The sequence below is a fragment of the Streptomyces sp. NPDC058701 genome, from assembly GCF_042715295.1.
In the GTDB taxonomy this organism is placed as follows: domain Bacteria; phylum Actinomycetota; class Actinomycetes; order Streptomycetales; family Streptomycetaceae; genus Streptomyces.
Genome location: NZ_JBHXSY010000003.1, coordinates 19,561 through 30,842, shown reverse-complemented (window position 1 = coordinate 30,842; position 11,282 = coordinate 19,561). Strand labels below are relative to the sequence as shown.

Sequence of the window (11,282 nt, the reverse complement as noted above, 5' to 3'; positions counted from 1 at the left end):
CATCCGCCGCGCGGCCGCCGGGTGGTGACGGGGGCCGCGGCGTGGCGCGGCCCGGTCGGGGAGCGGGGGTCGCCGCTCCCGGACCGGGCCCGTGCGTCGTGGAGTCAGCCGAGGAGCTTCTGCTTGGCCTTCTGGAACTCCTCCTCGCTCAGGTCGCCCTTCGCCTTCAGCTCGGAGAGCCGGACCAGGTCGTCCGCGCCCGCCCGGCCGGGATCCTTCACGGTCTCCCGGATGTAGGAGTTGAAGGCGTCCTGGCGTTCCTGCGCGTGCTGAACCTCGCGCTTGCCCATGTCCTTGCCCCGGGCGATCACGTAGACCAGCACACCGAGGAACGGGATGAGGAGCAGGAACAGCACCCACACGGCCTTGAGCCAGCCGCTCATCTCGTGGTCGCGGAACACGTCCACGATGATCCGGAAGAGCAGAAACAGCCACATGACCCACAGGAAGATCCACATCACGGTCCAGAACGCGCCCAGCACCGGGTAGTCGTAGGCCAGGTAGACAGAGAGGTCCATGGCCGTCCTCCTTCCGTACCCGATCACCATCGCAGTGCCGGTTCAAGATCGCCACTGGCCGGGTCCGGGGCGGGTTCGCGGCATGACACAGCCGACAGAGCTCCGTAAACCGGAATCACATGGACGATCATCCTCGAATGAGGCGTATCAATGCGAAACGCGTGCTGGTCGGGGAGCCCCTGGACACCGCGCGCCTGGGCGAGACGCTGCTGCCCAAACGGCTCGCCCTGCCGATCTTCTGCAGCGACCCGCTCTCCTCCGTGGCCTACGCCACCGAGGAGATCCTGCTGATCCTCGCCCTCGGCGGAGTCGCGCTGCTCCACCTCACCTGGTACGCGGCCGCCGCCATCGTGTTCCTCCTCGTGGTGGTCATCGCCTCCTACCGGCAGACCTGCCACGCGTACCCCGGCGGCGGCGGGGCGTACGTCGTCAGTGCGGAGAACCTCGGGCCCACCGCCGCCCTCACCGCCGCGAGCGCGCTGCTCGTCGACTACGTGATGACCGTCGCCGTCTCCGTCGTCTCCGGCGTCGCCGCCATCACCTCCGCGGTCCCCGCGCTGCACGACCACGAAGTGGTGCTCTCGGTCTCCTTCGTCGCGCTGCTGACCCTGATGAACCTGCGCGGCGTCCGGGAGTCGGGGCGGGTGTTCGCCGTCCCCACCTACGGCTTCGTCCTCGTCATCTACGTCATGTTCGCGTTCGCCGCCGTCCGGCTGGCGACCGGCGAGACCATCCGCGCCGAATCCGCCGACCTCCCCATCACCCCGGAGGGCACCTACACCGGCCTGGCCCTGGTGTTCCTCGCGATGCGCGCCTTCGCCTCCGGCTGTACGGCCCTCACGGGTGTCGAGGCGATCAGCAACGGCGTACCCGCGTTCCAGAAGCCCAAGGCCAGGAACGCGGCGACCACCCTCGCCGCGATGGGCGTGCTCTCGGTGACGATGTTCGTCGGCATCACCGTCCTCGCCATGTCCTACCAGGTGCACGTGGCCGCCGACCCCACCGAACTGGGACTCGCCCCCGGAACCCCGACCTCCACCGCCCTCGCCCAGATCGGCCGGGCCACCTTCGGGAGCTGGCACTTCCTCTTCTACCTGCTCCAGGCCGTCACCGCCGGCGTGCTGATCCTCGCCGCGAACACCGCCTTCAACGGCTTCCCGATGCTCGCCTCGATCCTGGCCCGGGACCGGTACGCGCCCCGCCAGCTCTTCAACCGCGGTGACCGTCTCGTCTACTCCAACGGCATCGTGCTGCTCGCGCTCGCCGCCATCGCGCTCATCGTCGCCTTCGACGCCGAACTGACCCGCCTGATCCAGCTCTACATCATCGGTGTCTTCGTCTCCTTCACCCTCTCCCAGTCGGGCATGGTCCGGCACTGGCGCAGGGAACTCGCCTCACCCGGCACCCCGCGCGAGGAGCGCGTCCACATTCACCGCCGCCTCGCCATCAACGCCGTGGGCGCCGTGATGACCGCACTGGTCCTCGTCATCGTGCTCCTCACCAAGTTCACGCACGGAGCCTGGCTGGTGGTCATCGCCATGCCGCTGCTCTTCCTCGGCATGAAGGGCGTGCGCCGCCACTACGACCAGGTCGCCCGGCAGGTCGCCGTCGCACCCGGCGCCAGACCGCGCAAGCCGGCCCGCCACCACGTCCTGGTACTGGTCGCCTCCGTGCAGGCCCCCACGCTCAAGGCGCTGGGCTACGCGCAGGGCCTGCGCCCCGACAGCCTGACGGCGGTCACCGTGGCGGCCGACGAGGAGGACGCCGCCCGGCTCCGCGAGGCCTGGGCCGCCCACGACCCCGGGATCGCCCTGAAGATCCTCCACTCGCCGTACCGCGAGGTGGTGGGCCCGGTCCTGGCGTACGTACAGGAACGGGCGGCCGACGACGCCACCGGCGTGCTGTCGGTGGTGATCCCCGAGTACGTGGTGGGCCACTGGTGGGAGCAGCCCCTGCACAACCAGAACGCGCTGCGGCTCAAGGCGCGGCTGCTGTTCACGCCGGGCGTGGCGGTGATCGACGTGCCGTACCTGTCGGAGTCCGCCCGACTGCCGGAGCGGGTGCGCGAGAAGGACTGAGTGGGCCCGGGCCGCCGGTCCCGTGCGGGGGCCGGGCGCCTTCCGGGGCCGCCGGTGTCAGGAGGCCGGCCCGCCGCCCGCGCGGCGCCCGTGGCCGGGCGGCCCGGGCCGGGAGGCCGCGCCCTCCGCGCCGCCCCGCTGGACGACCGCAGCGTGGGCCAGGGCCAGTTCCACCACGTGCGCCGGGTCGGAGAGCGCGCGGCCGGTGAGCTGCTCCAGGCGGCGCAGCCGGTTGGAGACCGTGTTGCGGTGGCAGTACAACCGCTGGGCGGCGTGCGTCGTCGAGCCCCGGCAGGCCAGCCAGGTGCCGAGGGTGGTCAGCAGCACCCGGCGGTCCTCCGCGGGCAGCCCCAGGACCGGACCCAGCACCACCTGGCGGAGCCGGCCCGCGAGTTCGGCCTGCGAGGCCACCAGCGCCGCCGGCAGCCGCTCGTCGAGCAGGGCGGTGCGCGGGCCGTCCGACGCCGGGGCGGTGCGCAGGGCCAGGGCCGCCAGCCGGTGCGCCCGGGCCACCTCGGCCGGAGCCCCCACCACCGGGCTGACCCCCGCCCGCACCCCGAGCGGTGCCAGCAGGTCCCGTACGGATTCCAGCGGGTGGTGGCCCAGCTGCACCAAGCCGGTCTCCCCGTCGGCGCGGATCCGCCACAGCACGCGCGGCGCACCGGCGGCCCCGGGTCTCGGGCCCGCGGAGTCCGCGCCCCCGGCGGCCAGTACGACCACGGCGAAACGGCCCCGTTCCGGGAGCCCCAGCTGGGCCGCCGCCTCGGAGGCCGCGGGCCCGTCGACGGCGGCCGCGCCGTCCAGGAGCGCGTCGAGCAGGGCCGCGCGGCGCTCCCGGTCGCGGTCGGCGCGGGCGGCTTCCGTGGTCCGGTACGACTCGGTGACGGCGTCCGTCATCTGGTCCAGTACGTCCCACAGGGCCGTCGCGCCCGGCAGCAGCCGGGGGAGCGCGGCCCGGTCGTGCGCGGTGACCGCCTCGGTGAGGGTCAGCCAGAGCAGCCGCCCGCCCCGGCGGTAGGTGCGCAGCAGAGAGGCGAGCGGCAGCCCCTGCTCGGCCCGGAGCGTCCCGGTGGCCCGCGCGTCGGTCAGCTCGACGGGTAGACCGCGGGAGCTGCGGACCAGGCCGTCGACGGCCTGGCGGAGGTTGTGGTGGATGCGCTCGCGCAGTTCGGCCCGGCCGAGCAGGGCGGCGTAGGCGGGATCCTCGGCCAGCGTCCGCTCGGCGAGCCGGTCCGCGGCCGCGGCGAGCCGGCGGGACAGGTCCTCGCGTATCTCCTCGATGATCCGCTCCATGACGGGCAGCCTGACACGGGGGAGGGGGCGCTGGGGAGGGCCGGGACGCGGTGCATCCGCTACCGTGACCGGAGCACTGCACGTGCAGTGCTCACCGCGCTGCGCGCCGCCACCGGCGGCCCCGCGCCCGGGGTTCTCCGCGGGGGGCCGCGCAGCGGCACCGATACCTAGGACGACCCATGCGCCAGAATCCGGAGCGCCGCGCCGCGCTGCTCGACGCCGCGATCGAAGTCCTGGCGCGCGAGGGTTCGCGCGGACTGACGCTGCGCGCGGTGGACGCGGAGGCGGGCGTGCCGACGGGCACCGCGTCGAACTACTTCGCCCACCGGGCGCAGCTCCTCGTGCAGATCCTGCACCGCACGCGCGAGCGGCTGGTCCCCGATCCGGCCGACCTCGGCGGCCCGCTGGACACCACGGTGCTGCTCGGGCAGCTCCTGGACCGGATGCGGCGCGAGCGGAGCGTGCACATCGCGTCCCTGGAACTGCGGCTGGAGGCCACCCGGCGCCCCGAACTCCAGGCCGAACTGGCCGGGTTCCAGGGGGCGGAGCTGGAGGCCAACGTGGCCTGGCACCTGGAGTCGGGCCTGCCGGGGGACCGGCAGGGCGTGGTCCTGCTGTACCTCGCGATGCTGGGATTGATCGTGGACGACCTGACCGTGCCCGCCCTGCTGGAGCCCTACTCGGTGGAGGGGCTCATCCGGGCGATGGCCGAGCGGCTCCTCCCGGAGGGTGGTGCGTAAGTGACGCGTGGGATATCGGAGTTCGATGGGGAGAGAGGGGCCATAGGGGCGCCCTACCGTGCCCGGAAGCAGAAGGCGCGGGCCGGACGGCGGTGATCTTATGCTCAGGTTTACGCGAGTCAGCTGGTGTTGGAGCCGGTGAAGGACTTTGATGGGTCGGCCAGGCCTCGTACCGGAGCAGGGGGACCACTCATGCGCACCGAACACAGCCAGAAGGACACCACGCCCACTCTGATCGGTTCCGTGCAGCGCGCGCTGCGCCTCGTGGAAGCGATGTACGCGGAGAACGGGGCGACGGCCAAGCGCCTCGCGCGGATCACCGGCATTCCGCTGCCCACCGTCTACCACCTGCTGCGCACCCTCAGCCACGAGGGCTACGTACGGCACGAGGGCGGGTCGTTCCGGCTCGCCGACGATCTTCCGCTCGCTTCCTGATCAGAAGGCGACGGGTTCCGGCCAAGCTGTTACACGCTTCGGCGCATGTTCCAGCGGAAAATGCCAGAACGCCTTTTCGCCCTGCGGAAGTTGAGTAGGTTCCCTCCTGTCGCGCCGTACGACCGTGCACCCCGCACGTCCGGCCGGGAGGGGAGCCCGCGTGCCCGGGATCGACGAATGCCTGCTCGAAGCCATGGCCTTGCCTGGTGCGCGGGGGGCCGCGCTGGTCGACTGGAGCAGCGGACTGGCCCTCGGCACCGCCGGGGACTCGCCCGTGGGCGACCACGAGACCACCGCCGCCGAGACCGCCGAGCTGGCCCGGGCCGCCGCCGAGTACGAGTCGTTCGCACCGTCCGAGTCCGAGCAGATATCCGGCGGCGGAGCACCTCCCGGCCCGCCCGTGGAAGACCTGATCGTCACCACGCGCACCGGCTACCACGTGCTCCGCTTCGTCGAGACCAGCTTCGACAGCAGCGTCTTCCTCCACCTCTGGCTCGATCGCGCCGAGGGCAATCTCGCCCTCGCCCGGCACAGACTCCGCAGCCTGGCCGAGGAGCTGGTGCTCAGATGACCGCCCCCGCCCCGGTGCCGCTGCCCGCCCCGATGACCGCCGTCTCCCCGCTCCTCACCCGCCTCGCCGCCGAGCGCGCCACCGGCGCCCTGCTCCGCGACCGCGGCACCCTCTTCCTGGAGGACGGCCGCATAGTCCACGCGGAGAGCCCCGCCACACCCGGCCTCGACGTCCTGCTCACCACCGGCGGCGGCCTCGCCCCCGAGCGCTGGCGCGAGGCCCTGGACCGGGCCGGCGCCCGCCGCCAGGTCGCCCGCTTCCTCGTGGACAGCGGCGGGCTCGCGGGGGGCGAACTGGAGATCTGCCACCTCGCCGCGATCTTCGACGCCGCCTTCTTCGCCCTGTCCCCGGGCAGCGGCCCCTCCCGGTTCCGCCGCGGGGCCACCCACTGGATCGGCTCCGTGCGCTCCGTCCCGGCCGCCGCCGTGGAGCGCGAGACCCGGCGCCGCCGGGAACTGCTCGACGCGGTCTGGCCCTACCCGCTGCTGGACACCGCGCCCGTGGTGCCCCGGGCCGCCGCGCCCGGTCAGACGGTCACCCCCCGCCAGCGCCTCCTGCTGCACCACGCCGACGGCGTCCGCACCCCCGCCGACCTCGCGTGGGTGCTGGGCCGGCCCGCCTTCCACACCCTCCTCGACGTACGGCGCCTCGCGGCGGCCGGCCTCGTCGACACCCCGCGCGCCGCGGCCCCCGCCCCGGTCGCGGAACCGCTGCCCGACTGGATGACCCAGGCCCAATCCCCGGACGTGGCACTGCTCCGCCGGTTACGCGACGCACTGGAGGCAAGCCTGTGAGGCTCCCGCTGCGACCGGCCCTTCGCGCCGACCGCTCCGAGCGCAGGCTGCCCGAGAGGCAGCCCGAAGGGCCGTCCGAAAGGAGAAGGGCCGACATGAGCACGGTGCCCGCCGAGGCGGAGGCCGAGATACTCGCAGAGCTCCGCAGGCTCCGGGCCCGCGTTCCCCAGCTCACCGGCGCCCTCGCCGCGAGCGTCGACGGCCTCGTGCTGGCGCACGACAGCGCCGCCACCGAGGCCGAGACCGTGGCCGCCCTGACCGCGGCCGCCCTCGGGGTGGCCCAGCGGCTCAGCGACAGCACCGGCCAGGGGGCGTTCCGCGAGCTGCTCGTGCGCGGGGAACACGGATACGTGGCGACGTACGCGGCGGGAGAGGCCGCGGTGCTCACCCTGCTCGCGGAGCCGCGCGTGAACGTCGGGCGCCTCCACCTGGAGGCCCGGCGCTCCAGCCTGCGCATAGCCGACCTCATAGACCACAGCCTCGGACGGCGCGGCCCCGGTAGCCCGCCGACGTAGCCCCGACACCGGCGGCGCCACGCCCGTCCGGCCCCGAACCTCCGTACACCCGCACTGCGACAGCCGTGCTCTCCGGAACAGCTCACCAGCGAACAGGAAAGAGGAATTTCACATGGCCAACGTGGAGACCGCACTCAAGGAAGCAACCACCACGATCGAGGGTGCGATCGGCGCCGCCCTCGTCGACTACGGCAGCGGCATGGCCCTCGGTACCGTCGGCGGCGGCAAGGACCTGGACCTGTCCGTCGCCGCCGCGGGAAACACCGACGTCGTGCGCGCCAAGGTCCGCACGATGGAGATGCTCGGACTGAACGACGACATCGAGGACATCCTGATCACCCTCGGAGGGCAGTACCACCTGATCCGGCTGCTGAAGGGCCGGGGCACCACGGGCTTCTTCCTCTACCTGGCCCTCGACCGGGGCCGGGCGAACCTCGCGATGGCCCGCCACCAGCTGAAGAAGATCGAGAACGAGCTGGAGGTCTGACCCGCGAGCCCTTCCCGGACCTGCTCCGGAGGCCTTCGTCAAGGTGGCGGGCGGCTTAATTCTTTGCCGTCCGCCCCGGCGATCAGACAGGATATGTCCAAGATGGTGGGATTTTATGAATCTGTTACAGAGTAGGATGCTGTAATCAGCCGATCATCGATAAAGCATAAAACGCTGGAGAATTCGCCACCCATGCCCCCGCGCTTGAGCATCGTCGTCCCCGTCTACAACGTCGAGCTCTACCTCGACGAGTGCCTGGAGTCCCTTGCAGCTCAGACCTTCACCGACTTCGAGGCCATCCTCGTCGACGACGGTTCCACGGACACCAGTGCCGTCATAGCGAAGGCGTTCGCCGCGCGGGACAAGCGTTTCCGGGTCGTCATGCAGGAGAACGCCGGCCTCGGCGCCGCCCGCAACGTGGGCGCGCGGCACGCCCACGAGGACAGTGAGTACCTGGCCTTCGTCGACAGTGACGACACCATGCCCACGTACGCGTACGAGCGGCTCATCGCGGCCCTCGACGAGACGGGTTCGGACTTCGCGGGCGGCAACGTCAAGCGCTTCCGCTCCGTCGGCATGCAGCAGTCCTGGGGTCACCGGGCGGCGTTCGCCAAGACCCAGCTGAAGACCCACATCTCCAAGTTCCCGGCGCTGGTCACCGACCGCACCGCGTGGAACAAGGTCTACCGGCGCAGCTTCTGGAACGAGCACGGCTTCCAGTACCCGGAGGGCATCCTCTACGAGGACGCCCCGGTCAGCATCCCCGCGCACTACTTCGCGTCCAGCGTCGACATCATCAGCGACTGCGTCTACCACTGGCGTGTCCGCGAGACCGGCGAGCGCTCCATCACCCAGCGCTCCACCGACCCGGTCTCCCTGATCGACCGCGTGACCTCCGTGCGCCTGGTCCGCGAGGCCCTCAAGGGCAAGGAGGGCGCCAAGTACGCCCGTTACCTGCGCGACTACGACTACAACGTGCTGAGCGAGGAACTGCCGCTCATCTACAAGTACGTCGGCGAGGGCGGTCAGGACTTCCGCGACGCGTTCGTCAAGGAGGTCGGCGGTCTCGTCCGCGAGATCGGCACCGGCCCCTGGTCCGACCTGACCGTGGCCGACCGCCTGAAGGCGTTCCTGGCCCGCGAAGGCCGCGTCGAGGACTTCATCGCCCTCCAGGACCACCAGCGGGACTACCACTACAGCGTCCCGGTCAAGGGCCTCGCCCGCCCGCAGGCGGACTACCCCTTCCTCCAGGGCCGCCCGCCCGTGCCCCCCAAGATCCTCACGCTCGGGCCGCGCGAGCGCCGCGTCGTCAGCCGCCTCGAGCAGGCCGTCTGGGCCGACGGCAAGCTGCTCCTGCGCGGCTACGCCCTGCCGGGCCACCTCGGCGCCGAAAGCCGCCTGGGCTCCCGCAAGATGCTGGTGTTCCGCGAGGGCGGCAAGCGCCGCCGCTCCGTCGTCAGCGCCCGTACGGTCGCCTCCCCGATGGCCACCGTCAACTCCCCGCACCTCGCCCTGCGCCACGCGGACTGGGCCGGCTTCACCGCGGTCGTCGACCCCTCGATCTTCCAGTCGGGCGGCACCTGGCGCGACGGCGTCTGGACCACCTCCGTCGCCGTGACCGGCGCCGGCGGTCTGCACCGCGCCCGCCTGCGGGGCGGCGAGCACGACACCGGCCAGAACCCGCCCGCGCACTGGGTCGCCCCCGACGTGCGCATCCTGCCGGTCGTCTCCGGATCCCTCACCATCCAGGTCGAGACCGTCCGCGCCCGCGCGCTGGACGTCCGCCCGGCCGGTGACGACGCCCTGGAGATCGTCGGCGAACTCGCCGCCCACGTGGGCGCCGGCGCCACCCTGCGGGCCGTCCACGCCATCACCGCGACCGCCCTGTCCTTCCCGCTGGAGACCTCCGCCGCCGCCGGCGGCCGGGTGCCCTTCACCGCGCGCGTCCCGCTGGCCGGGCTCGCCGCCGTCCCGGACGCCGAGTGCCTGCCCGGCGAGTGGAGCCCGCAGCCCTGGACCCTGACGGTGGTCGGCGCCGACGGCACCGAGCACCCGCTGGCCCACGACGAGCGCGGCGACTTCACCGGCCTCGTCGTCCCGCTGCCCGGCGGCGACGCCGGCCGCTCCCTGTACGCAAAGCGCGGCAACACCGGCCACCTGATCCTCTCCGCGCAGCCCTCGCCGCCGCTGGTCGACGGGGTCACCGCGAAGGACGGCGCCATCACCCTGCGGGGCCGCTTCCTCGCACCGACCGACGAGCCGTACGAGCTGGTCCTGCACAACGTGCACGGCGTCGAGTTCAGCTACCCGGTCACCCGCGACGGGGACGCCTTCGAGACCACCTTCGTCCCCGCTCTCCCGGAGGCGTACGGGGGCCGCACCACGCTGCCCGAGGGCCGCTGGTGGCCCACCCTGCGCCCGGCCGCGCAGGGCGGAACCACCGCGGGCCTGCTCGGCGTCGACCGCGGCGCCCCGGTGCAGATAGGCCCCGGCCTGCTCTTCGCCGGGCCCCACCCGGTCACCGTGCAGGGCCGGCGGATGCGCGTGGAGGCCCGCTTCCACGATCGCATGGTGCTCGTCTCCGACCCGCTGCTCAGCCCGCACGACCGCTCCAACTTCGCCCAGCGCGTGGCCCGTTACGAGACCTACCCGGCGCAGCGCGCCCTCCCGGTCAAGGACATGGTCGTCTACGACACGTTCCAGGGGAACGGGGCCGGCGACTCGCCGCGCGCCATCCACGAGGAACTCCTGCGCCGCGGCGAGAAGCTGGAGCACATCTGGCTCGTCCGCGACGGCCGCGCCGAGGTCCCCGAGACCGCCCGCGCCGTCCAGTACGACAGCGTCGAGTCCTGGGACGTGCTGGCCCGGGCCCGCTACTACGTGGTGAACTCCAACGTGCCGCGGAACTTCCTGCGCCGCTCCGGCCAGACCGTGGTCCAGACGTGGCACGGCACCCCGATCAAGCAGATCGGCCACGACTACGTCCACGACTACTACACGAGCCCCGAGGTGCTGGAGGGCCTGGAGCACGACAGTGCCCAGTGGACGCTGCTCGCCTCCCCGAGCTCGTACGCCACCCCCATCCTCAAGCGCGCCCTCGGCTACACCGGCGAGGTCGTCGAGTCCGGCAGCCCGCGCACGGACGCGCTGGTCACGCCCGACCCGAAGCGGATCGCCGAGGTGCGCCGCCGGCTCGGCCTGCCCGAGGGCAAGAAGGTCGTGCTGTACATGCCGACCTGGCGGGAGAACCGCGAGGGCTTCTCCGGCGGCTACAAGCTCGACCTGAACATCGACCTCGACGAGGCCCGTCGCGAGCTCGCCGAGGACCACGTCCTGCTGGTCCGCGGCCACCACAACGTGGGCGAGCAGGTCCGCGAGGGCGTCCGTGACGGCTTCGTCATCGATGTGTCGCGCTGGCCCGACGCCACCGACCTGCTGCTGGTCGCCGACGTGCTGATCTCGGACTACTCGTCCGCGATCTTCGACTTCGCGGTGACCGACCGGCCGATCCTGCTCTTCACGTACGACCTGGAGCACTACCGGGGCACGCTGCGCGGCTTCAACTTCGACCTGGAGGAGAAGGCGCCCGGTCCGCTGCTCCCGGACTCGGCGAGCCTGATCGCGGCGGTCCGCAACGCGGAGTCCGTCGCGGCCGAGTACGCCGGGGCGCGGGCGGCGTTCCGCGCCGAGTTCTGCGACCTCGACGACGGCTCGGCCACGAAGCGGGTCGTCGACCGCATGCTCGGCGTCACCGGGACGACCGGGAAGTAACCCGCACGAGCGAATTCCAGGCTGGACACGGACCGGCCCCGGGCCCACCGATGAGATTCGGGCCCGGGGCCGGTCTGTAT

Annotated in this window: 10 protein-coding genes; 8 read left to right on the top strand and 2 right to left on the bottom strand. The window is 72.4% G+C overall.

Annotated features, from left to right (window positions below; translation table 11 throughout):
* Nucleotides 1-104 precede the first annotated feature (104 nt).
* Nucleotides 105-518, bottom strand: a complete 414-nt coding sequence (locus ACFWW8_RS03695) for an SHOCT domain-containing protein (RefSeq protein ID WP_386523117.1) — start codon at nt 516-518, stop codon at nt 105-107.
* A gap of 137 nt (nt 519-655) precedes the next feature.
* On the opposite strand from ACFWW8_RS03695, the gene ACFWW8_RS03690 reads away from it, so the two are divergent.
* A complete protein-coding gene (locus ACFWW8_RS03690; RefSeq protein ID WP_386523114.1) occupies nt 656-2,596 on the top strand; it encodes an APC family permease in 1,941 nt (646 codons plus the stop codon).
* Between the two features lie 57 nt (nt 2,597-2,653).
* Here ACFWW8_RS03690 and ACFWW8_RS03685 read toward each other — a convergent pair whose 3' ends face one another.
* Nucleotides 2,654-3,889, bottom strand: a complete 1,236-nt coding sequence (locus ACFWW8_RS03685) for a PucR family transcriptional regulator (RefSeq protein WP_386523111.1) — start codon at nt 3,887-3,889, stop codon at nt 2,654-2,656.
* Nucleotides 3,890-4,068: 179 nt separating this feature from the next.
* On the opposite strand from ACFWW8_RS03685, the gene ACFWW8_RS03680 reads away from it, so the two are divergent.
* The 7 genes from ACFWW8_RS03680 to ACFWW8_RS03650 all read left to right on the top strand — a co-directional run bounded on the left by ACFWW8_RS03680 (nt 4,069) and on the right by ACFWW8_RS03650 (nt 11,202).
* Nucleotides 4,069-4,629, top strand: coding sequence for a TetR/AcrR family transcriptional regulator (locus tag ACFWW8_RS03680; protein WP_386523109.1), 561 nt, complete (start codon nt 4,069-4,071; stop codon nt 4,627-4,629).
* 192 nt (nt 4,630-4,821) lie between these two features.
* Nucleotides 4,822-5,064, top strand: a complete 243-nt coding sequence (locus tag ACFWW8_RS03675) for a helix-turn-helix domain-containing protein (RefSeq protein WP_386523106.1) — start codon at nt 4,822-4,824, stop codon at nt 5,062-5,064.
* Nucleotides 5,065-5,224: 160 nt separating this feature from the next.
* Entirely contained in the window at nt 5,225-5,635 is a 411-nt protein-coding gene (locus tag ACFWW8_RS03670; RefSeq protein WP_386523104.1) for a hypothetical protein, read from the top strand.
* Complete coding sequence (locus tag ACFWW8_RS03665; RefSeq protein ID WP_386523101.1) at nt 5,632-6,429, top strand: transcriptional regulator; 798 nt, start codon at nt 5,632-5,634, stop codon at nt 6,427-6,429. The genes ACFWW8_RS03670 and ACFWW8_RS03665 overlap by 4 nt, the downstream gene beginning before the upstream one ends.
* A 95-nt stretch (nt 6,430-6,524) precedes the next feature.
* The gene (locus ACFWW8_RS03660) at nt 6,525-6,944 is read left to right on the top strand and encodes a roadblock/LC7 domain-containing protein (protein WP_386523099.1); all 420 of its coding nucleotides are present in this window, start codon (nt 6,525-6,527) and stop codon (nt 6,942-6,944) included.
* Nucleotides 6,945-7,056: 112 nt separating this feature from the next.
* Nucleotides 7,057-7,431 (top strand): hypothetical protein, encoded by a 375-nt coding sequence (locus ACFWW8_RS03655; protein WP_386523096.1) that lies wholly within the window; start codon nt 7,057-7,059, stop codon nt 7,429-7,431.
* 204 nt (nt 7,432-7,635) lie between these two features.
* The gene (locus ACFWW8_RS03650; protein WP_386523093.1) at nt 7,636-11,202 is read left to right on the top strand and encodes a CDP-glycerol glycerophosphotransferase family protein; all 3,567 of its coding nucleotides are present in this window, start codon (nt 7,636-7,638) and stop codon (nt 11,200-11,202) included.
* The last annotated feature ends 80 nt before the right edge of the window (nt 11,203-11,282 follow it).